Below are 19,326 nucleotides of genomic sequence, written 5' to 3' on the forward strand. Positions count from 1 at the left end.
AATTCTGCCATACACCAAACCTTTTATACGCGCGCGGGTATAAGCTGACCACCTGAATTGTGCCCAAATAATGTAAATCAACCTTGACTCCCACTAAAAATGTAAAGTAAACTATACGTAAAGCTAGCTTTACACAAAGAAGGTGAATGGATGAAAAATAAAATAAAAGAGCTGCGTGCTGAAAGAAAATTGACCCAGGACCAGCTGGCTGACCGTCTCGGGGTTTCAAGACAAACCATTATTTCGCTTGAAAGAGAACGGTATAATCCATCGATCAATCTGGCCTTCAAGATTGCGCGTGTTTTTCAATGCAGCATCGAAGATATCTTTATTTATGAGGAGGACAGCGAATGAAGAACAATAAAACGGCTTTTATCGTTTTAGGCGTCATCCTGCTGGTGAATGCATTCTTTGTCAACTATGCATATCTATCCGCCGGTAAGTTCCCGGAAGGCATCATGGCTGTGTCGATTACCATTATGAGCTTTTGCATGGCTTACCTATCAGATCACTTTGCCGCAAAAGATGAACGAGCGCAGAAAATCAGGGAACGCGGTGTTTTCGTCAGTTACTTTTGGATGCTCGGCATCATCATCATCCTGATGGCACTCGTTAATCCTTATGTGGGGCCAGTACAACTGTCTGCATACCATCTATTGCTCCTTATTGCTTCCCTCTACATATCGGTTGTGTTTTTGAATATGGTTTATTATGCGAGGAAATATTGAGTGCTGGATTGCTGCTGGAGACGGGATCAATGCCGATCACTTCACACGGAGCAGGTTACTAAGTTTCAGAATCAAAGAAATCTTCTCAAGGAACATATGTGGAAAAAGGAAATTACATCTGCCATGATAGTATGGGAATACAACGGTAAACTGAGGGACTAGGAAAAGCTCCGAGATTTTATTAAAAGAGTCAATCAATAAAATAGTCCGGGCATATTCCCGGTCTATTTTATTTTCATCTCCATAAGTGAATTGCAGCTGATTAAAACATGCTGTTGAAGCAGGTTCTTTTACTAAGATACGGAATTCCAATATTGTGTAAAGTTGATAAATCCCTTGAAACATGGCTACACTTTAAGTAGTATAGATAAGTAGAAAATTTGTAGAGTTTCGAAATGAGGGTTTTTAAATGGAGAAAACATCCATATACGGATTAACATTAGATCAACTGACCTCATGGCTGGTTGAGCACGGTCAGAAGAAGTTCCGTGCCTCTCAGGTATGGGATTGGCTATATAAAAAAAGAGTGACTGACTTCTCACAGATGAAGAATGTAAATAGTGAATGCATTGAGCTTTTAGAAGAGCATTTTCATATCCAAACGCTGAAGCAGGAGATCAAACAGGAATCGAAGGACGGAACAATCAAATTTCTGTTCAAACTCGAGGACGGCAACCTGATAGAGACTGTATTGATGCGTTTCAATTATGGGTTGAGTGTGTGTGTAACCACACAGGTCGGGTGTAATATCGGCTGTACATTCTGTGCAAGCGGATTGTTGAAGAAGAATCGTGATCTATCGAGCGGGGAAATTGTAGAACAAATTATGAATGTACAGCATCATTTGGATGCACAGGGCAAGGATGAGCGTGTGAGTCACATCGTTGTGATGGGAATCGGAGAACCTTTCGATAACTATGACAATATGATGGACTTTTTCCGTGTGGTTAATGATCAGAAAGGTCTTTCCATCGGTGCCCGTCACATTACGGTATCGACAAGCGGTTTAGCGGATAAGATTTATCAATTCGCTGACGAAAATATCCAAATAAACCTGGCAGTATCCTTGCATGCACCGAACAATGAACTTCGTACGAAGATTATGAAGATCAACCGTGCATATCCGCTGGAAAAGCTGATGCCGGCAATTGATTACTATTTGGAAAAAACAAACCGGCGCATCACATTTGAGTATATCCTTCTGAGCGATGTGAATGATCATAAAGAAGAAGCACTCCAGCTTGCTAAACTATTAAAAAATAAGCGTCATTTATCCTACGTCAATTTGATTCCATATAATCCTGTTGACGAACACAATCAGTATCAGCGCAGTACGAAAGATGCGATTGTAGGTTTCTACGGCACACTGCTTGAACACGGAATCAACTGTGGTGTCCGCGTAGAACAGGGAACGGACATTGATGCAGCATGCGGACAGCTGAGAAGTAAACAGATTAAGAAGGATAAAGAAAAAGTGAAATCCTGATAACTTTAATGTAAACACACGAATTCTGATGAATTCGTGTGTTTTTTTTATGGAAAAATTGATTTCAAAGATAGTAGGGGGAATTTGATTCGTATTGAATTAAATCGGTTAAAAGTCATGAAAATTGATAATTATTTATTGAAAAACAATAAATATTACGATATGATGAAAAAAATGGAAATGAGAGGTGCATGATGAAACTAGGAACAATCTTCTTTTTAAAGTCGGCCGTCATCTTCATCGGTCTGATTGTATTATGTCTGAGTGTGTTCGTACTGCCAGGACTGGCAGAATTCTCTGCGTCTGCCAATCCTGAGTTCGCCCATTTAAAGTGGCCTGTTCTGCTGGGAATGTACATGACCCTGGTCCCTTTTTTACTTGCACTTTATCAGGCGTACAAACTATTGGGACTCATTAAAAACAAACATGCATTTTCTGAAGGCGCAGTTAATACTTTAAAACAAATCAAGATGAATGCCATTATCATTGCTTTGCAGTATCTAACTGGAGCCGTACTTCTGCTGACACAAAAGGCTCTTCATCCCGGGGTGGCCATTCTCGGAATGGTCATCATCTTTGCTTCAGTGACCATTTCGATGTTTACGTCGGTTTTGCAGAAGTTGCTGAATCATGCACTTGATGCGAAATCTGAACATGATCTGACCGTGTAAATGAGGTCATGGCCAATGTCATTAATATTGATGTCATATGGCAACATGAAAATACGTATGACTGAAATGATTGAGAAACGAGGAATCACGAAGGCGAATCTGTCTATCCTGATAAAAGGAAAACAAGGGCAATACGGTTTTCAACAATTGGAAGCCATTTGTAAAGCGCTGGATTACCAGTCCTGGGATATCCTCGAATATAGAAGTGATACAGAAAGGTGATAGAAGTATATGAAGATAGATGCAGTGATTTTCGATATGGATGGGACTCTGTTTCAGACAGATCGAATTTTAGAATTGTCACTTGATGATGCATTTGAACGATTGAGGTTGAATGGATTATGGGAAGGAAAGACTCCAACGAGTAAGTATCGTGAAATTATGGGAGTGCCGCTGCCTAAGGTATGGGAGACTCTGTTGCCATGCCATTCGGCTGAAGTGAGGGAAAGTGTGAATGAACATTTTCTGGAAAGGCTGATTGATAATATTCAATCGGGAAAAGGTGCGTTGTATCCACATGTGAAAGAAGTATTTACTTATTTAAAAGAAAAGCAGTTGAAGTTATTCATTGCCAGTAATGGACTGCCGGCATATTTAGAGTCCATCGTGAATCACTATGGCTTGGATCGCTGGGTGGATGCTGCATTCAGCATTGAGCAGGTTCATTCACTGAATAAATCAGAATTGGTCAATATGATATGTGATAAATATGACGTGAAAAGGGGTGCTGTTGTGGGAGACCGGCTTTCAGATATCACAGCAGCAAAGGATAATGGATTACTGGCAATCGGATGTCGATTTGACTTTTCTCAAGAGCAGGAGCTGATTCAGGCTGATGCAATAATAGAAGACTTAATGGAACTAGTGGACCTTTTTCTTGTTGTAGATGATCTGAATCCATCGCCTGCATGCAAATGATTTTTAGAATTGGGGAATCGGGATATGAAAAAAATTGTGTGGATCATAATGTTTGGAATGTTTATACTTGCCGCAGGGTTTGAGATGAATGTCAACGATCAAGAAAAGCTCTACGAGAATATAAAGAGTACTGATTTATCGAAGGAGAACATCAATTCAGTATCATTGTCTTCAAAAGAGGAAATCGTTTTCATGCATTTTGGAGAGACGAAAAAAATTCATGAAATTCCCAGTCCGAAGACTGAATACTTTATATACAATGATATCGAATTCGGACTGAAAAATAATAACGTTTTCCGTTACTTTTTTACAGGCAATCATCGGACTTCAAAGGGGATAGGTATGGGAGATTCCAGTAATCAGGTGATTGAAACATATGGAGCGGATTATTATGTAAGGACCGACACTGGCGCTGACATAATAGGGTATATTGATAAACAACACGGGATCAACATCGAATTCAGCTTCCATGAGTACAAATTGACCGGTGTCATCCTAAAAAAGATATGAATACATTCAAAAGCTCGTTCCTCCAGTTCATTAATGAAAGGGAGGGACGGGCTTTTGGCGTATTGGGAGTTTATGTTAATATGTAGAATAGATTGAATGTTTTGTACTTTAACGGAATGGAGTTGGTGAAAGTACACAAACAATTGTTTTGGCTAAGTGTGAAGAATATGGTGCATAATGTGTTGGGAGGCTTGCTGCTGTCATCATTTGTGTTTCCAAGCTTATTGTCTTATTTTTATTTAATGAGGGAACAAAGTATACCCCATGAATTCTTGAAGTGGTGGAATGTATGCATGGCACCTGTGGTGATATATTTCTTACTAAGAGCATATCGAAAAAAGAATATGATTATGACCGCATTTTTGTTGATGTATTTTTTATTCCTTGTATCGAATTACATTTGGGTGTAAATGATCACAAGCTTTAAGCTATATCCACAATAAATAGAAACAATCCTATTTTAATGATTTAATAGAGTGGTAATCTTGCAGTATCCGGACATTCAGAAACTAATCAAAAATAACGAAATACACTAGAGAGGTGTCACAGTGAACGTAAAACATCAAGATATTACGATAATAGGTGCAGGCGTAAGCAGTATTTTCTTTGCTTACACATTAATGAAAATGAATCAGGATGTACGAATACATATGATTGATATCGGCAAAGAGCTGAAGAAGCGGAGTTGCGGCCTCGATGAAGGGGAGGAATGTTCTTGCAGTGGGACATGCAGTAAGTATGCAGGGTTTGCGGGTCTAGGAAAATCAGAAGGTAAATTTAATTATACGAATGATTTTGGAGGAGAGCTCCATAAAAAAATCGGAGAAGAGAATTCACTTCGCTTGATGAATGAAGTGGATGAGATTCTATGCAAGTTTGGTGGAAGTGAAAGGGAAAAATATAGCACTAAGAACATACTTCTTTACGAGGAAGCAAAGAGCCATGGCCTGCATGTTTTATCGACAGAGGTAAGGCATTTAGGGACAGAGTTAGCGCATGAAGTCTTTCAGGGGATGTATGAATATATGCAGGGACGGATCACCTTTACATTTGAAACAAAGGTGAATGCGATAAGAAAACTAGACCATGGATTCGAGCTTAAAACGAACCGGGGGAATTTCAAGACCGGTCGAGTGGTCATTGGCACTGGAATGAGCGGCAGTCTGTGGCTTAAAGACTTGATGAAGTCTTTTGGTGTCTCTCCTGGTGAAACGCGTCTGGATATGGGATACCGGGTGGAAATGAAAGGGGATCAGCTGCAGTCTATCCTCAAAGACACTTTTGAAACAAAGCTGAAAATCAAGAACGATCATTTCGAGGCAACTACGTACTGCATGAATCCTCGTGGCCGGATCATCCGTAAACATCAACATGGACTGGTCATGCCTGATGGACAAAATGCACTTGAAAAAGATACTCCCAGTGCCAATCTGAATTTTACCTTGTTCGTCCCTCGAACCTATCCTTCATACGATGATGCAATGAATCAAGCAATAGACGTCATTGGAAAAATCAACAACGGCAGTGACAGGATTGTTGTTCAGAGATTGGCTGATTTCAAGAGGAATAGAGGGACAGAATCACTCCGGTGCAATGAAGTGAAACCTTCCATCCAAGCAGAATGCGGAGATGCAAGAAATTCTGTCCCCGTCATATATGGGGATGCATTGCTCGATTTTTTAGGCGCATTGGAGAATTTATTAGGTGAAGAGATTCATGGAGATACGCTTATTTACGGCCTGGATGCTAAATTTTATGAACCGAAGTTATATACGGACGAATTCATGGAAAGTGAGATCCCAGGCATATATCTGATCGGTGACTGTTCGGGAGTCACACATTCACTTTCTCAGGCTGCTGCAAGCGGCATATATTTAGGAAAGCACCTGGCACTCATTAAAAATAGTTAGTGAATGGGATTGAGGGAGATGTTAACTCATTATTGGGAAGTCTGACTCTAAACATCACCAATCATTCGAAGAAGGAGAAAACTATGCAGGAAGAGAGAAGTATTGTAAGAACAATTTTAGATAAAGACAGGGATAAGCTTATCGTGATTGGTGTTGATGGATTGAGCCGGTCGGGTAAAACGACGTACGTGAAAGATGCGGGGGATCTTCTGAAAGAAAATCATATAGATTACGTGTGCCTGCATATGGATGATTTCATAGAACGACGAAAAAAACGATATCATACGGGTCTGGATGAATGGAAAGAGTACTACTACTTACAGTGGAATGTAGAAAACCTCCGCAATGACATGTTCTCTAAACTTAAAAGCTCTACCCGGCTGACACTTCAATATTATGATGATGAATCAGATGTTCATACTACCAAAGAACTGAAGTTGCCTTCCAGCGGGGTGATATTGATTGAAGGAGTATTTCTTCAGCGAAAAGAGTGGAAAGGATATTTTGATTATCTCATTTATTTAGATTGTGGGCGAGAGGCCAGGTTTAGAAGGGAGAATGAATCTACGCAAGCACAATTGGAAAAGTTTAAAAAACGGTATTGGAAAGCAGAAGATTATTACTTGCAAAACATTCAGCCTTTGGAAAACGCCGATTATGTAATTATGACATAAAGGAAGGAGAGTTTTCAGATGGGTTGGTTATTCATCATTGCGCATGCGATTAGCATGACTTTGGCATTGGCCATTTTCATATCAATCTTCCGGAATGATCCAGTAAAGGGAAAGTTATTTCTGACTGCCATCATTGTATGGGCGGCATTCAGCCTATATAAATTGTTTCATTTCTCGATTATTATCGGGCTTATGACAGTTCTGATGTATGTGTCATTTTCCCTCATTACCTTCCGTTCAATTAAATACAGGAAGCCTGCTGCATGATGAACATGCAGCAGGTTGATGTAGTAACTGCCTATTTTAAAACATGTGTACCCTGGATCTGACGAAATAGGATGTTCCTAGTTCAAAGTTCTTTCAAGAATACAAAACTCTTTTTCTCGTATTCCATTTTATCTTCATAAAACCGATGCGCATCCTGACGCTGCAGACCGGAAGAGAGGGAAATGATATCATAACCGTGATCTTTTGCCCACTTCTCCACATAACTTAGCAGTTTTTCACCATAACCTTTAGAGCGCTCATTAGAGTCGGTTACTAAATCACATACCCAAATGAATCTTCCATTATACAATGTTAGCATAGGCATGAACCCCGTGATGGCGACAATTTTCCCCTCCTCATAGAGAGCGGCAAGTCTATACCCTTCAGTGGCAGCAGCTTCTTTTACTAATTCAAGAAATCGTTCCGGTGTCAGATGATTCCTGAGCTGTTTCATTACAGGGTAGGCTTCAAGCCAATCTGCTTCTGTACTCAAATCCCTAATCGACGACATGATCATGCTCCTTCTTTTTATTAACTATGCAATGCTGAATTTTTACAATTCCTACATTGGGTAATCAATACTTTTCCTGCATTTTTTTTACTTCATCCCTGTGAAAAGGGGAACCCTCGACCTCGTCCACTACGCTGAACGGGTTCCCGTCGGGATCGATGAAATCAAAGAATTTCATGCCGCCAAACTCTTCAATTTCAGATGTTTTAACACCATTTCTGTTAAAATGTGAATATGCTTTGTCGATATCATCCACGAGAAAGTTATAATATGAATTCTTCTTGTTTCCCTTTATTGTAAATTCTGAAGGCTGAGGTTTCTCCACCTGTACAAGTCCAAGCTGAGTCTGGCAGGTTGGAAAGTAAAAGCCTGCTCCGCCTTCCCATTCATCAATTAGTCTTACATCTAATAGCTCTTCGTACCATTTCTTTGCCTTTTTTAAGTCTGTCACGGGAATGAATACGCTTCCTACTTTGAACATACAAAACACTCCTTATTTATTTGACTTCACATTACTAACGAAGATAACGGCAGAAAAGTTACATCTTCTATAAAAAAATCGGAGGGATCCTGTGGTTTTCGATCATTTAGAAAATACAATGTCACAACTGTACCGGTATTGCTTAAAATTGACGGGATGCACATGGAGAGCAGAAGACATCGTGCAGGAAACATTGATGAAAGTGTACTCTATTAAACAAGCTGAACCACACAGGGAGTTCACTATTAGTTTTCTGTATAAAACTGCAAAAAACCTTTTTATCGATGAACAAAGAAAGAAAAAGTCGTTCATTTCTTTCAGGGAAGAACTACTTGCATATGAATTGGACCTTACCTCGTGCGAGGGTTCAGTTGAAGAACTGATCATGAATTTACCGATCCGTCAGGCGATGCTCATCCTGCTGAAAGACGTATTCGGATATCATTCACAGGAAATCGCAGACATGCTCAGGGTGACTGATGAATCGGTAAAAACGGCACTTTCACGTTCAAGGCACCGTTTAAGGAATATATGTGTTGATGTCCCGCCGTTTCATCATCAACCGACTGATAAAGAGCTGATGGTTGAACTGACACGAGCGATTAAAATGAGCCGTCCATTCATGCTTTTTGCTCTCTGCCGGCTTATGGAATCGAGGAATTTTGATGTGAAAAGAGTTTCAGGAACCAGATATATGCATGTGATTGACCCAGACGGCAATGTTTTAGAAGTCGTCACTTAATATTTGATTGTCTTCAAAATCATTCACATGTACGATTAAGCATTTTATGTAGGATACTATTGTTCAGCGATTACAATAAATTTGAAGATGAGCGATCCCCCTGCATTTTCCGATATTTTCAGCAGGGAAATCAGAACATTTGGCTGGATGGATGGAAGCAATATGGAGTGTCCAGGAAGTTAAACCTTGGCAAAAGGGAGCAAGCAACAAATGAAAAGAGTGTGGTACCAACGGTGCACACTCTTTTCACGCATATGGGAGAATGGTTTGTTTCAAAACGAACCATTGGTGTCATTCAGTTTCTTTAACTTTTCTGTAGAGGAGTTATTTTTATAGTAATTCTCCATGATTTCAAGTATTCTCTCTTCTGATAACCCTGAAAAGTCAACCAGCATTGAGATGGTGGGCTTGATGGAAAGAGACTCACATGTCTGGATTGTTGATAGAATCAAATCATGATAGTCTTGATCCCTGGATTTTGTTCTTCTTCGCTTGTGCTGGTTATGCTCATTCATTTGATGTTGATCGTCTGATTGTTTCATAAAGGTGAACCTCCTAATCTTAAAAAGGAATTGTTTAAGGTTTATCCGTAAATATGGATAGGTAAACATTTTTTGGCGTGGAAGATGTTTTGTTTAGTGATGGTGGCAGGTATTCTAATACTTTTCACAAATGTTTCCTTACATATCATATGAGGTATACATACATTTAATGGGAACATACATAGGAGGAAAAAGTATGAAAAAGGCGATGGTGATTGTTAATCCTTCTTCTGGTAAGGAAGAAGCACTTAATTATGTTGAGAAACTAGAGGAGATTCTGCAAGGGCAAGGATATGAGGTCAATGTCAGTCAGACTGAGAAAGAACTGGATGCAACCAAGTTTTGCGAGTCTGCTTGCATGGAAGAATATGAACTTGTCGTTTCGCTTGGCGGAGATGGTACTCTCCATGAAACGATTAATGGATTGATGGATGAACATCATCGTCCCAAACTGGGAATTATTCCGATGGGAACTGTGAATGATTTCGCGAGAGCCTTGAATATTCCATTGGACCCCGAGAAAGCGATCGATGTTATTCGAGACCATCAAACCCGTAAGGTCGATATCGGTACTTATAACGAAGGCTACTTTGTCAATATCGTTGCAGTGGGAGCGGTAGCTGAAGCTGCATATGATGTTTCACCTGAAGAGAAGACGAAGCTTGGTCCACTTGCCTACGTGGTTGAAGGCATGAAAACTCTTGCATCAAATCCTTCCTATCCACTGACAATTGAACATGATGGACAGCATTGGGAAGGCGATTCAATATTATTTCTGGCGGCCTTGACCAATTCAACAGGGGGCTTTGAAAACCTCGCTCCCGATGCCGAAGTCGACGATGGTGTGCTCCATTGCTATATCATTAACGACATGAATGTATTGAAACTTCCTGCGGTATTGACGTCCATCCTCACAGGAAAGTTGAAAAAGAATAAGGATGTAACATATTTTAAAGCTAAAGAAATCAGAATATCTTCACCAGAAGATCTTATAACGAATGTCGATGGAGAAGAAGGCAGAAAACTTCCGATTGAACTGGGAGTCATGCCGAACCACATAGAAGTGCTGGTTCCTCATAAGGAATGATTATATATATGAATAAAGAGATCAAAATCTTACGGGAATTTGATCTTATCCATCATTATCATTGGAATTTTATGTTAATATAAGATAGGTAATAAATGATGGAGGCTGTGTCATGAATAAGAAGGTGTTGAAAGACTATACGACGGTTATCGGGTTTATATCAGCGATTTGCTTAAGCATTGCGGGGATCGTTAGTGCTGCAAATGATAGTCAGTATTGGGTCCCATTTATAGTGGTGGCATTCATCTTGTTATTGGTCAGTGTGAGAAGAGCAGACCGGTTGTTTCGGGAAGGCTGAATCGAGAAAGCATTCACTAAGTCTATTTGAACAATTGGGAAGATGAGGCTGGGAAAATCATCATAAGAAAGACACTTTGTAAAAAGGAATGAAAAGAATGAAATCAGAAAAGCAGAAGATGATTGACGGGGAGTTATATGAACCGTGGGATGAGGTGCTGGTCAGGGAGAGAGAACTTGCCAGGAAATTGGTAAGGCAGTTTAACTCAACCATTGAAACAGAATATAATTTACGAGTGGAACTTATAAAGCAACTCTTCGGTTCCACTGGAGAAAAAGTCTACATGGAACCTAATTTCAGATGTGATTACGGCTCTAATATCCATGTCGGTGACAACTTCTTTGCGAATTTTGATTGCGTGATCCTTGACGTGTGTGAGGTGAAGTTTGGAGAGAATTGTATGCTCGCACCGGGAGTACATATTTATACTGCAACACACCCTGTCAATCCTTATGAACGAATCAAGGGACCTGAATATGGTAAGCCTGTTACCATTGGGGATAATGCATGGATTGGAGGCGGTGCAATCATTAATCCGGGGGTGACAATCGGAGACAATGTGGTGGTTGCTTCTGGAGCCGTCGTGACAAAAGATGTACCTTCGAATGTAGTGGTTGGGGGAAACCCTGCCAGAGTACTGAAAGAAATCGATCTGAACGATCCGAATTAACGGTAGATACCAATAATATATATAAGTGACAGTAAAAAACGCTGAGTGATCAATAGTCATTCAGCGTTTTTTTAGCCCTGCCCTAAAATTTTTGAGGGAATTGTTTTATTATTCCTTTAGTAAGAGCATCAGCTAAGTGGAAGATGTGAGCCCTGCCTTTATCGAATGATTCAATATTCTTATCCCAGTCCTTATTAATACGGGCTGCTGCTTCATTGGTTACGAATTCGAGGTGCATATATAAGAGGTCTTTCAACTCTTTTTCAGACCAGTTCGGGTTCGCTGCAGTCAAAAATGAGGTGATATCATCCGCATTCCGATACCATTCTTTATTTAGTTTCTCTACTTCTGCCTGATTACCGGCTTTTGCAGATTCGACGATTTTCCCGGCAATGACAATATGCTCCGTCAATAAATCAGCCAGTTGATCCCCTGCTTTTTCTCCATAGAGGGGTTTGATGGCATTTCCGATATCCTTTTGATTTTGAAGCAGCCTTTCAAGCACTTTATCTTGATCTTCCAGACCGTCAACCGCACTGACAATATAGTTGTGCGTCCAAATCACGTGATCATTCCAAAGGGTGCGCATGTCTTCTTTAAGGGTCAGGGAAGCTTTACTCACACATTCTTTGTTAACTGCCTGAGTTTTTGGAAGCTGTGAAGTCATTGTTAACGTCATGAGAATGACAGTAAATACAATGAAATGTTTTTTCATTTTCATCTTCTCCTTTATTCGTCATCATGTTGTAGTATTTACGAATGAATGAGAGTTGATTCCAGAAAAATCTCATGAGAGAGGAGGGCTTATATGGAAAGTTCCCTTGTGATGTACGTAATAGGAAGCGCCATTTTACTATCACTTATCCTGCATTTCCTGAAGTGGAAAGGAATCCTGAAGAGCTATCTGCCTTTCAGGATATTATTCGGTCTAATGATTGTGGCTGTTTTAAGCATTCCCATATCCATTTTCATGATTGGAGGATGGACCGGTCTAGGTATATCAGTGATGGCTGTGTACCTGCTGCTGTTTTGTATGACTGGATTGATCTGTATGTTTCTGTTGAACGTACTATTTCATGGAAGGGAATAATGGGGGAGTGACCATTTTTAGAAAAATAAATGCTTGTCTGCACACAGGGGGAGGGTTGTACATATAGTGAAGTAGAGAAACAGAAAATCGGCAAAAAAGAATGCGGCTGTTCCAAAACGGCTTATAAAAATCCTTTAGTCACCGTAAATGAAAGCTTCATTCGGTTTTGCCCATGAACAAGATTTCTCGTCTATATACTTCCGCCGTATAGACAAGAGTACCTCCTTATTTGTTCGTTATGCAAAAGTGTTCCTGACCCAGGAACACTTTTGCTATTTGTAGGGATACTACTTTTTCATGATAGGCATTGAGTGTTGTTTTTTTATTTCATTAAGCTCTTAAATTCCGCCAGCTTTCATACCGGCGAAAGCGAGGAGGATGCCGAATGTATAACTTGCGGAAAGGTATACGGCAAGCAGTTTGAATCTCTTCTTTTCAATCATAAGGATGTTTTCAAGCTTGAAGGTAGAGAAGGTTGTAAAAGCACCGAAGTATCCGATACCTATGAACGAATAGAGTGGACCATCCAAACCGTAACCAATTGTGAATCCCAATAAAAATGAACCGATTAAATTGACTGTTAACGTTGCATAAGGGAATTGAGCCGACGTATGTTTGTCAAACCATTTACTGACCCAATACCGGGACATCGCCCCCAAAAACCCTCCAAATGCGATCATGATTCCTTGAGTAAGCATTAAACATCATCCTCCCACAATGAAATTTTCCGCTTCCATTGATGGCTGCCGGTCTTAAACCCTGCCCATGACATGAAGAGTCCTCCGGTCATGCTAACGAACATGTATAGAAAAGCTGAGAGCCATTCTGAAAGTCGTATCAATTCAATGGTCTCCACACTGAAAGTAGAGAACGTCGTGAAGGAACCTATTAAACCAGTCCCCAGGGCTGTCTTCATGGAAGGGTGAAGTTTATCAGATCGGAATAGATACGAAGTCATCCATCCTAATATATAACTGCCTAACAGATTAACTAACAGTGTGCCTAGAGGGAATGGGTACTGCCAATGGGAATGAACGTAGGCACCCAGAACAAACCTTAAAAGAGAACCAATGGCACCGGCCAGTCCTACAAGTAAATAATTTTGCAAACTAAAGCATCTCTTTTCATTAGTATTGTTTTCATTAAACTATGTTCATTATGGGTGATTATGGGTATTATATCAATGACATTATAAGCAGAGAGAGTTGAAAGCAATGGGAGTTTCACCTTCAGAGTACGAATTGACACTTGAACTTATTCAAAGCTTAAAAGAAGGAAAGAAACGGGTTTTTCAGGAAATCGTGGATGAACTGCAGCCATATGACATGGCCCAGCAGTATCAGAATCTGCCTGCAAAACATAGAAATAAATTTCTTCTATATTTGAACATAGCTCAACTTAAAGAGCTGATGAAGGAACTGGAAAAAGAAGATCAGTTAGAGGTCCTGCAGAAAGTAGGAATTGAAAAGTCGACAAAAGTACTTGATCTGATGGAAAATGATGATCTGACCACTCTTTTATCCGACCTTCAGCCAGAGCAGATGGAAGAATTGTTGTCTGAAATGAAGCAGGAAGAATCGGATATGGTTCAGCACATGATGAACTATCCACTAGAATCAGCAGGGCGCCTCATGAATAACCGATTTGTGTGGATTTCAAAGCATTATACGGTAAGAGAAGCGGTTGATAAATTGAAGGATTTTGCAGAACTGGCCGAGTATTTAAATTACCTATATGTAATAGATGAGGAAAAAAAACTGGTCGGGGTTGTTTCGTATAAAGACCTGCTTCTTGGGGAAATGCAGGATAAGATTGAAGATATCATGTTTACACGAGTGGTTAAAGTCGACGTTCATACCGATCAGGAGGAAGTGGCGAAATTGATCAGCCGCTATGATTTCGTTTCAATTCCGGTCATTGAGGAAGATGACAAACTGATGGGAGTCATTACAGTAGATGATATCATTGATGTAGTTATTCAAGAGGCAAACGAAGACATTGAAAAGCTATCTGCTTCCGGTAAAGCAATCGATTTCAATACGAAGCCGTTCGTGGCTGCGTACAGGCGATTGCCATGGCTCATCCTCTTGTTATTGATCGGACTCGTTTCAGGAAGCATCATAGATGGATTTTCAGATACATTGCAGTCTGCTGTAGCTCTCGCATTCTTCATGCCAATGATTGCCGGTATGACGGGAAATACGGGTACACAGTCCCTTGCAGTCGTTGTAAGGGGGTTGGTTTCACAAGACCTGGATGTCAAGCAGGTGGTGAAGCTGATCATTCGTGAATTGTGGGTAGGTATCATCATCGGTCTAAGCTGTGCGGTTTTGATATCAATCATTGCTTTCGTCTGGCAGGGAAGCTTTACACTTGGAATCGTAGTTGGAAGTTCACTATTGATCACACTTATTATTGGAACACTTGCAGGTACCATCATTCCACTCGTTCTCTATAAATTTAACATTGATCCCGCGGTAGCTTCTGGACCGCTCATTACAACCATCAACGATATCTTTTCACTGTTCGTTTATTTCGGAATTGCTAGTATGTTCATTACAAAGTTATCCTAAACCAAAACCGCCCCGTTACAGTGTGCAACGGGGCGGTTTATCTATATTCATATTTCCAGTGGCTGTTGGTTAAGGTATCGTTCGATATTGTCTGCCAACTTATTAATATCTGTGTACCTCTTGGCTTGCTCAGTTTCTTTATAAGTTAACAAGAACGTTTCAGTGTCAAAGTGGTATATGACAGAAAGCACGGGCCTCTGATCTTCCGAATAGAATGTGTGAATAATCTCACTTTCCTTGAAATCCACTTGAGTTTTCAGCATTCGCAGAATAGTATCGAATGACATAAAACCTCTCCCTTCTATTATAGAGGGATTGACTAAAAACAGTCTCGTAGACCCAAAATAATTTAATACTTGATTAAGTATACATTATATCATAAAATAATAGTTTTATATATCTAACAAGCATTCTGGTTTTGCTTCATGATGAGAACAACTATTTGATTAACCATAAAAAGAAATTGAATCTTTTTCCTCTTCCAAGTCGTAAAGTAAGGGGGAGGGTTGCCGTCATGGGTTTTCCAGTGATGAGGGAAGGTGTCGAACCGAAGAGAGAGACCGACCATGTCTCTTCAAAACAATTAAATATATTGATGAACATTGTCGGAATCTCTTTGTTAACAGGGTTCAGCTTAATGAGCATAACTGTCCCCCTTGATTTAAACGGGGCGGAAGTGGTTGTCCTCGAAAAAGCAAAGCTTCATGGAGGAAAGGAACTATACTCGTTCGTGATAACAGTGGTCATCATCAGCATCATATATTTTTCACTTGTGAAGCTTTATTTTGCTGAAAATGGTAAAAGGCTTTTCATGGGTGCGATAACAGTATTGGCCTTCCTGACAGTCCTGTTATTCTTTATTGTATTGTAAAGAAAGTGTTGTTGGAGGTGACTGCTATGAAACAACCTGATCTTCGATTGAAAAAAACATTCTTGCAGAAAGTATTCACTTTTGCAGGGGTTATTGGATGGTTGAGTGTGGCAGTATACATATCATCGATTTTCGGTGAGCTGCCGGATCGTGTCCCGGTGCATTTCAATCTGCTGGGGAATGTGGATTCATGGGGCCATAAAGGGTTTATATGGATTGTACCTTTAATTGGTTTCATGGTTTGGGGGGTGCTTTCTCTCATGGAATCTGCACCGCACCATTTCAATTATCTTGTGGCGATTACGGAAGGAAATGCAGAACGGCAATATAGAAACGCAGTGTTAATGATTTCTGTTTTGAAAACGGAAATCATGGCATATTTGGTTTTCACCTCCTGGCAAATGGCCCAGTTTGGATCAGTAGGGGAGCCTGCCAAGCCGATATGGGATATCCCTCTCTTTCTCGCTGCCATATTTGGAACGCTCGGAGTATATATTTATAGGATGATAAAATTGAAATGAAACAGTCCTGCTTTATCAAGGACTGTTTTTTTGATGGGTGAATACACTCCTTGAAAAAAAGTGGTGATATTCCATATTTTCAATAACGTTCCACATTAGAATAGGCATGTGTAGAATGTGATAGGTGCTCCCTTCATGAATTGATCTCTCCCTGGTAAAGAAGTATGAACATTTGACTTGCCATTCTATATTCTTACAGTTACGCATATAGTGAATTAGTAAATCTTATAAGTATAGGAGCTCATTCATGGCGTACAAATCCAGAAAAGATAGCACTCTACCCCTACTAGTATTCGTGACGGTGAAATCGCTGGCAAGAATGATCGTTCTCGGGATTATCCTTCTTTATTTATCCGTCTGGCTCATTTCAGCGACGGCGATCAAATTGAAGGTGGACACGCTGTTTTACTCAACAGTATCAGATATGGTGCCGAAAGAAACCCTTTTGAAGCTGATTTCCGAAGAGATCACTCCGTTAAGGGTAATGAATGAAGAAGAGTTGCAATCAGATTTTGACTGGCTAGAAAGTGTGACGAATGTATCACTGTTTGATCCCAGAAGTTTATTTGGGAGAGAGATACCCGGAATCGAAAATTATCATACCCAGATTGCCGTAGCAGGGAAAGGGACGGATATCACAAACCTGCCTGTTGAATCTCCTGCACCGACTGAGGACCAATTGAAGAATCAGGAAATCGATCAGAACCAGATTGACCGTGCAAATGGCGACAATGGAGAGAACATTAAAGAAATTGATAAAAAGTCTGTCTTCATCTATCATTCTCACAGCTGGGAGGCCTTCAGCCCACTGATTAAAAACAATCAAACTGAAAATCCTGCCAGTACAAATGAAAAAGTAAACGTTATTGCAATCGGATCAAAGCTTCAACAAGAACTTGCCAAAAGAGGGATAGGGGCCGTACAGGATAAGACAGATACAACGCAGGCATTGAAAGAAAAGAACTGGACCTATTATGAATCATATAAATTATCAAGAGAGCAGGTACAAGAGGCAATTGCAGGGAATCAAGACCTAAATTACCTGATTGATATCCATCGTGACTCGCAGCCAAGGGAAATCACCACTAAAACAATAAACGGCAAGCAATATGCGCGCCTATTCTTTATCGTAGGAAAAGAAAACAAGAACTTTGAAAAAAATCTGGCAATCGCAAAAGAATTGAATAGTGCACTAGAGAAGAAGTACCCTGGTATCAGCCGCGGGGTATTTGTTAAGACGAAAGCTGAAGGTAACGGTGTCTATAACCAGGACCTGACCGAGCGGGCGATGCTCCTGGAATTTGGGGGAGTCGAAAATAATCTGGTCGAGCTATATAACTCGACTGAAGCATTTGCCGAGATTTTTGCGGAATTTTATAAAGAAGATGTTGTAGAGGTAAATGGATAAGCATCAAAAGCTGCTGTTATTAGGCAGCTTTTTTTATTAGTCGGTTGTTTAGCGTGCTTGAATGATTTTCAAGTCTGCATTAACAAATTACTGGAAGTAATGTTAACAACTTACGTAAATTTAAGTAAAATCTGATCATTTCCCTGATATGCATAATTTCTGCAAAAAAGGTGGGAAACTATAGACCATCCGGGTAATTATTCCAATGTATGATCATAAAACAAATGCCAATACTGCTTTAAAAAATATAAAACCTGGATAAAGAATGAAAAAAACTAGTACAAGGAGGAAGAAAGGAATGTCACACGAAAAGTATCAATCTTTAGTTAAAACATTACATGAGTGTATGGAGGCTTGTAATCATTGTTACGATGCATGCCTTGGGGAAGACGATATCAAAATGATGGCGGAATGTATCCGTTTAGACCGCGAATGCTCAGACATGTGCGGATTTTTAGAACAGGCTCTGGTAAGAGGGACGCCGTTTGCAACAGAACTTGCTTCGGTATGTGCAGCCATCTGTGAAGCTTGCGGAAACGAGTGCAAAAAGCATGACCACGATCACTGTCAAAAATGCGCAGATGCCTGCTTTACGTGCGCAGATGCCTGCAGAAACATCGCATAAGAGTATATCATGTGAAGGTCCATCCTGCATCGCTTTAACGCGTCGAGGGACGGGCCTTTACATTTCTCCAATGGATGGAGGAAGTGCTGCTGTGTGGATGGCAATGTGATTTTACTTCTTGATATTCATCTTCGAGTTCATGAAGGGTCAATTCAAACAATTGCTTGTCGTTCTTCTTAAAAATGTTGTAGGTGATCAGTTTGTTAATAAGTTCCTCCCGTCGTGCTTCTAAAGTCTGATCTAAGATTTGTCCCATTGTGTTGCACTCCTTTTTTTATTTATCCGGCAGGAGAGAAGGTATTGATCCCTATATGACAAAAAACCTTCTTCCAAAGATAAGAAGAAGGTTTTAACCGATTTATACTTCACCTTATCTTCTCAAGCTTTCCGCTTGATGGAATTAGCACAGTGTCCCACTACCGTAGAATCTGTTGCTGAGGTTTCATCGGGCCAGTCCCTATGCCTCTCTTGATAAGCTATATAATGATTCGTTTGTATTAAGTATACTTTAATACATAGTATTCTTAGTTGTCAAGTAGGGATTAGTTGATGGAAGCTGATTCCATAGGTGGATGAGATGTTGCAATCGAGGTATCTCAAAAGTGAAAAGCAAGGCTCCTTTTTATAATTCATATAAACCCAATCGCTTACACCGCAGTTTTTTAAGGTGCAGTTTGAATCAATAGCCTATAGCTAAATCTTCCTGAAGCACGTACACACAACTTTCAATAAAAGGACACAAT

Annotated in this window: 28 protein-coding genes and 1 riboswitch; of the genes, 20 read left to right on the forward strand and 8 right to left on the reverse strand. The window is 40.1% G+C overall.

The annotated features are described in order from the left end of the window. Positions 1–150 precede the first annotated feature (150 nt). From ACUXV2_RS08875 to ACUXV2_RS08920, 10 genes are all read left to right on the forward strand, one after another. The gene (locus ACUXV2_RS08875) at positions 151–354 is read left to right on the forward strand and encodes a helix-turn-helix transcriptional regulator (protein WP_446246647.1); all 204 of its coding nucleotides are present in this window, start codon (positions 151–153) and stop codon (positions 352–354) included. Then, entirely contained in the window at positions 351–728 is a 378-nt protein-coding gene (locus ACUXV2_RS08880) for a permease (RefSeq protein ID WP_446246648.1), read from the forward strand. Before ACUXV2_RS08875 ends, ACUXV2_RS08880 begins: the two co-directional genes overlap by 4 nt. Before the next feature lie 409 nt (positions 729–1,137). Next, positions 1,138–2,214, forward strand: a complete 1,077-nt coding sequence (gene rlmN, locus ACUXV2_RS08885; protein WP_446246649.1) for a 23S rRNA (adenine(2503)-C(2))-methyltransferase RlmN — start codon at positions 1,138–1,140, stop codon at positions 2,212–2,214. Between the two features lie 194 nt (positions 2,215–2,408). Next, on the forward strand, positions 2,409–2,885 hold the full coding sequence (locus tag ACUXV2_RS08890; RefSeq protein ID WP_446246650.1) for a DUF2975 domain-containing protein: 477 nt from the start codon (positions 2,409–2,411) through the stop codon (positions 2,883–2,885). Positions 2,886–2,900: 15 nt separating this feature from the next. Beyond that, positions 2,901–3,107, forward strand: a complete 207-nt coding sequence (locus tag ACUXV2_RS08895; protein ID WP_446246651.1) for a helix-turn-helix domain-containing protein — start codon at positions 2,901–2,903, stop codon at positions 3,105–3,107. 9 nt (positions 3,108–3,116) lie between these two features. Further along, the gene (locus ACUXV2_RS08900; RefSeq protein WP_446246652.1) at positions 3,117–3,803 is read left to right on the forward strand and encodes an HAD family hydrolase; all 687 of its coding nucleotides are present in this window, start codon (positions 3,117–3,119) and stop codon (positions 3,801–3,803) included. Between the two features lie 24 nt (positions 3,804–3,827). Beyond that, positions 3,828–4,313, forward strand: coding sequence for a hypothetical protein (locus ACUXV2_RS08905; RefSeq protein ID WP_446246653.1), 486 nt, complete (start codon positions 3,828–3,830; stop codon positions 4,311–4,313). Between the two features lie 620 nt (positions 4,314–4,933). Continuing rightward, positions 4,934–6,223, forward strand: coding sequence for an NAD(FAD)-utilizing dehydrogenase (locus ACUXV2_RS08910; RefSeq protein WP_446247031.1), 1,290 nt, complete (start codon positions 4,934–4,936; stop codon positions 6,221–6,223). 83 nt (positions 6,224–6,306) lie between these two features. Continuing rightward, complete coding sequence (locus ACUXV2_RS08915; RefSeq protein ID WP_446246654.1) at positions 6,307–6,897, forward strand: kinase; 591 nt, start codon at positions 6,307–6,309, stop codon at positions 6,895–6,897. An 18-nt stretch (positions 6,898–6,915) separates the two neighbouring features. Beyond that, positions 6,916–7,164: a hypothetical protein gene (locus tag ACUXV2_RS08920; protein WP_446246655.1), complete on the forward strand. Its 249-nt coding sequence runs from the start codon at positions 6,916–6,918 to the stop codon at positions 7,162–7,164. Positions 7,165–7,246: 82 nt separating this feature from the next. Here ACUXV2_RS08920 and ACUXV2_RS08925 read toward each other — a convergent pair whose 3' ends face one another. Together ACUXV2_RS08925 and ACUXV2_RS08930 are read right to left on the reverse strand one after the other, a co-directional pair. Further along, positions 7,247–7,675, reverse strand: a complete 429-nt coding sequence (locus ACUXV2_RS08925) for a GNAT family N-acetyltransferase (protein WP_446246656.1) — start codon at positions 7,673–7,675, stop codon at positions 7,247–7,249. 64 nt (positions 7,676–7,739) lie between these two features. Further along, positions 7,740–8,156: a VOC family protein gene (locus ACUXV2_RS08930; RefSeq protein WP_446246657.1), complete on the reverse strand. Its 417-nt coding sequence runs from the start codon at positions 8,154–8,156 to the stop codon at positions 7,740–7,742. A gap of 91 nt (positions 8,157–8,247) precedes the next feature. On the opposite strand from ACUXV2_RS08930, the gene ACUXV2_RS08935 reads away from it, so the two are divergent. Then, a complete protein-coding gene (locus ACUXV2_RS08935) occupies positions 8,248–8,898 on the forward strand; it encodes an RNA polymerase sigma factor (protein WP_446246658.1) in 651 nt (216 codons plus the stop codon). 272 nt (positions 8,899–9,170) lie between these two features. On the opposite strand, the gene ACUXV2_RS08940 is transcribed toward ACUXV2_RS08935, so the two are convergent. After that, positions 9,171–9,440 (reverse strand): hypothetical protein, encoded by a 270-nt coding sequence (locus tag ACUXV2_RS08940; RefSeq protein ID WP_446246659.1) that lies wholly within the window; start codon positions 9,438–9,440, stop codon positions 9,171–9,173. A 196-nt stretch (positions 9,441–9,636) separates the two neighbouring features. On the opposite strand from ACUXV2_RS08940, the gene ACUXV2_RS08945 reads away from it, so the two are divergent. The 3 genes from ACUXV2_RS08945 (at position 9,637) to ACUXV2_RS08955 (ending at position 11,495) form a co-directional block, all read left to right on the forward strand. Continuing rightward, a complete protein-coding gene (locus ACUXV2_RS08945) occupies positions 9,637–10,527 on the forward strand; it encodes a diacylglycerol/lipid kinase family protein (RefSeq protein WP_446246660.1) in 891 nt (296 codons plus the stop codon). Positions 10,528–10,639: 112 nt separating this feature from the next. Further along, a complete protein-coding gene (locus ACUXV2_RS08950; protein WP_446246661.1) occupies positions 10,640–10,825 on the forward strand; it encodes a hypothetical protein in 186 nt (61 codons plus the stop codon). Between the two features lie 97 nt (positions 10,826–10,922). Then, entirely contained in the window at positions 10,923–11,495 is a 573-nt protein-coding gene (locus ACUXV2_RS08955; RefSeq protein ID WP_446246662.1) for a sugar O-acetyltransferase, read from the forward strand. Positions 11,496–11,577: 82 nt separating this feature from the next. On the opposite strand, the gene ACUXV2_RS08960 is transcribed toward ACUXV2_RS08955, so the two are convergent. Then, the gene (locus tag ACUXV2_RS08960; RefSeq protein WP_446246663.1) at positions 11,578–12,210 is read right to left on the reverse strand and encodes a glycosyltransferase; all 633 of its coding nucleotides are present in this window, start codon (positions 12,208–12,210) and stop codon (positions 11,578–11,580) included. 93 nt (positions 12,211–12,303) lie between these two features. Here ACUXV2_RS08960 and ACUXV2_RS08965 point away from each other — a divergent pair, with 93 nt between their 5' ends. After that, positions 12,304–12,585, forward strand: a complete 282-nt coding sequence (locus ACUXV2_RS08965; protein ID WP_446246664.1) for a hypothetical protein — start codon at positions 12,304–12,306, stop codon at positions 12,583–12,585. Positions 12,586–12,923: 338 nt separating this feature from the next. Here ACUXV2_RS08965 and crcB (ACUXV2_RS08970) read toward each other — a convergent pair whose 3' ends face one another. Continuing rightward, positions 12,924–13,283, reverse strand: coding sequence for a fluoride efflux transporter CrcB (crcB, locus tag ACUXV2_RS08970; RefSeq protein WP_446246665.1), 360 nt, complete (start codon positions 13,281–13,283; stop codon positions 12,924–12,926). Next, positions 13,283–13,693 carry a fluoride efflux transporter CrcB gene (crcB, locus tag ACUXV2_RS08975; RefSeq protein WP_446246666.1) on the reverse strand — a complete coding sequence of 137 codons (411 nt, stop codon included), beginning with the start codon at positions 13,691–13,693 and terminating at the stop codon, positions 13,283–13,285. Before crcB (ACUXV2_RS08975) ends, crcB (ACUXV2_RS08970) begins: the two co-directional genes overlap by 1 nt. Positions 13,694–13,799: 106 nt before the next feature. On the opposite strand from crcB (ACUXV2_RS08975), the gene mgtE reads away from it, so the two are divergent. Then, positions 13,800–15,158, forward strand: coding sequence for a magnesium transporter (gene mgtE, locus ACUXV2_RS08980; RefSeq protein ID WP_446246667.1), 1,359 nt, complete (start codon positions 13,800–13,802; stop codon positions 15,156–15,158). 47 nt (positions 15,159–15,205) lie between these two features. Here the strand turns inward: mgtE and ACUXV2_RS08985 are convergent, their stop codons facing one another. Further along, positions 15,206–15,445: a hypothetical protein gene (locus ACUXV2_RS08985; protein WP_446246668.1), complete on the reverse strand. Its 240-nt coding sequence runs from the start codon at positions 15,443–15,445 to the stop codon at positions 15,206–15,208. A 227-nt stretch (positions 15,446–15,672) separates the two neighbouring features. On the opposite strand from ACUXV2_RS08985, the gene ACUXV2_RS08990 reads away from it, so the two are divergent. From ACUXV2_RS08990 to ACUXV2_RS09005, 4 genes are all read left to right on the forward strand, one after another. Beyond that, positions 15,673–16,029, forward strand: a complete 357-nt coding sequence (locus tag ACUXV2_RS08990) for a hypothetical protein (protein WP_446246669.1) — start codon at positions 15,673–15,675, stop codon at positions 16,027–16,029. Between the two features lie 26 nt (positions 16,030–16,055). After that, on the forward strand, positions 16,056–16,550 hold the full coding sequence (locus tag ACUXV2_RS08995; protein WP_446246670.1) for a DUF1648 domain-containing protein: 495 nt from the start codon (positions 16,056–16,058) through the stop codon (positions 16,548–16,550). A 247-nt stretch (positions 16,551–16,797) separates the two neighbouring features. Further along, the gene (gene spoIIP, locus ACUXV2_RS09000; protein ID WP_446246671.1) at positions 16,798–17,958 is read left to right on the forward strand and encodes a stage II sporulation protein P; all 1,161 of its coding nucleotides are present in this window, start codon (positions 16,798–16,800) and stop codon (positions 17,956–17,958) included. Between the two features lie 298 nt (positions 17,959–18,256). Beyond that, the gene (locus tag ACUXV2_RS09005; RefSeq protein ID WP_446246672.1) at positions 18,257–18,583 is read left to right on the forward strand and encodes a four-helix bundle copper-binding protein; all 327 of its coding nucleotides are present in this window, start codon (positions 18,257–18,259) and stop codon (positions 18,581–18,583) included. 34 nt (positions 18,584–18,617) lie between these two features. On the opposite strand, the gene ACUXV2_RS09010 is transcribed toward ACUXV2_RS09005, so the two are convergent. After that, entirely contained in the window at positions 18,618–18,839 is a 222-nt protein-coding gene (locus ACUXV2_RS09010) for a Fur-regulated basic protein FbpA (RefSeq protein ID WP_446246673.1), read from the reverse strand. Positions 18,840–18,950: 111 nt separating this feature from the next. Next, a riboswitch (SAM riboswitch) is annotated at positions 18,951–19,061 on the reverse strand. Positions 19,062–19,326 lie beyond the last annotated feature (265 nt).

Source organism: Rossellomorea sp. NS-SX7 (genome assembly GCF_052828565.1).

What these genes read in the sequence shown, in the direction of transcription:
- ACUXV2_RS09005 (WP_446246672.1), top strand. Translation starts at nt 18,257, where the DNA reads ATGTCACACGAAAAGTATCAATCTTTAGTTAAAACATTACATGAGTGT.
- ACUXV2_RS08930 (WP_446246657.1), bottom strand. Translation starts at nt 8,156, where the DNA reads ATGTTCAAAGTAGGAAGCGTATTCATTCCCGTGACAGACTTAAAAAAG.
- ACUXV2_RS08875 (WP_446246647.1), top strand. Translation starts at nt 151, where the DNA reads ATGAAAAATAAAATAAAAGAGCTGCGTGCTGAAAGAAAATTGACCCAG.
- ACUXV2_RS08900 (WP_446246652.1), top strand. Translation starts at nt 3,117, where the DNA reads ATGAAGATAGATGCAGTGATTTTCGATATGGATGGGACTCTGTTTCAG.
- ACUXV2_RS08965 (WP_446246664.1), top strand. Translation starts at nt 12,304, where the DNA reads ATGGAAAGTTCCCTTGTGATGTACGTAATAGGAAGCGCCATTTTACTA.
- ACUXV2_RS08960 (WP_446246663.1), bottom strand. Translation starts at nt 12,210, where the DNA reads ATGAAAAAACATTTCATTGTATTTACTGTCATTCTCATGACGTTAACA.
- ACUXV2_RS08995 (WP_446246670.1), top strand. Translation starts at nt 16,056, where the DNA reads ATGAAACAACCTGATCTTCGATTGAAAAAAACATTCTTGCAGAAAGTA.
- ACUXV2_RS08895 (WP_446246651.1), top strand. Translation starts at nt 2,901, where the DNA reads ATGTCATTAATATTGATGTCATATGGCAACATGAAAATACGTATGACT.
- ACUXV2_RS08945 (WP_446246660.1), top strand. Translation starts at nt 9,637, where the DNA reads ATGAAAAAGGCGATGGTGATTGTTAATCCTTCTTCTGGTAAGGAAGAA.
- ACUXV2_RS09010 (WP_446246673.1), bottom strand. Translation starts at nt 18,839, where the DNA reads ATGGGACAAATCTTAGATCAGACTTTAGAAGCACGACGGGAGGAACTT.
- ACUXV2_RS08880 (WP_446246648.1), top strand. Translation starts at nt 351, where the DNA reads ATGAAGAACAATAAAACGGCTTTTATCGTTTTAGGCGTCATCCTGCTG.
- ACUXV2_RS08915 (WP_446246654.1), top strand. Translation starts at nt 6,307, where the DNA reads ATGCAGGAAGAGAGAAGTATTGTAAGAACAATTTTAGATAAAGACAGG.
- ACUXV2_RS08905 (WP_446246653.1), top strand. Translation starts at nt 3,828, where the DNA reads ATGAAAAAAATTGTGTGGATCATAATGTTTGGAATGTTTATACTTGCC.
- ACUXV2_RS08890 (WP_446246650.1), top strand. Translation starts at nt 2,409, where the DNA reads ATGAAACTAGGAACAATCTTCTTTTTAAAGTCGGCCGTCATCTTCATC.
- mgtE (WP_446246667.1), top strand. Translation starts at nt 13,800, where the DNA reads ATGGGAGTTTCACCTTCAGAGTACGAATTGACACTTGAACTTATTCAA.
- ACUXV2_RS08990 (WP_446246669.1), top strand. Translation starts at nt 15,673, where the DNA reads ATGGGTTTTCCAGTGATGAGGGAAGGTGTCGAACCGAAGAGAGAGACC.
- ACUXV2_RS08920 (WP_446246655.1), top strand. Translation starts at nt 6,916, where the DNA reads ATGGGTTGGTTATTCATCATTGCGCATGCGATTAGCATGACTTTGGCA.
- ACUXV2_RS08985 (WP_446246668.1), bottom strand. Translation starts at nt 15,445, where the DNA reads ATGTCATTCGATACTATTCTGCGAATGCTGAAAACTCAAGTGGATTTC.
- ACUXV2_RS08910 (WP_446247031.1), top strand. Translation starts at nt 4,934, where the DNA reads ATGAAAATGAATCAGGATGTACGAATACATATGATTGATATCGGCAAA.
- rlmN (WP_446246649.1), top strand. Translation starts at nt 1,138, where the DNA reads ATGGAGAAAACATCCATATACGGATTAACATTAGATCAACTGACCTCA.
- ACUXV2_RS08955 (WP_446246662.1), top strand. Translation starts at nt 10,923, where the DNA reads ATGAAATCAGAAAAGCAGAAGATGATTGACGGGGAGTTATATGAACCG.
- spoIIP (WP_446246671.1), top strand. Translation starts at nt 16,798, where the DNA reads ATGGCGTACAAATCCAGAAAAGATAGCACTCTACCCCTACTAGTATTC.
- ACUXV2_RS08950 (WP_446246661.1), top strand. Translation starts at nt 10,640, where the DNA reads ATGAATAAGAAGGTGTTGAAAGACTATACGACGGTTATCGGGTTTATA.
- ACUXV2_RS08925 (WP_446246656.1), bottom strand. Translation starts at nt 7,675, where the DNA reads ATGTCGTCGATTAGGGATTTGAGTACAGAAGCAGATTGGCTTGAAGCC.
- ACUXV2_RS08940 (WP_446246659.1), bottom strand. Translation starts at nt 9,440, where the DNA reads ATGAAACAATCAGACGATCAACATCAAATGAATGAGCATAACCAGCAC.
- crcB (WP_446246665.1), bottom strand. Translation starts at nt 13,283, where the DNA reads ATGCTTACTCAAGGAATCATGATCGCATTTGGAGGGTTTTTGGGGGCG.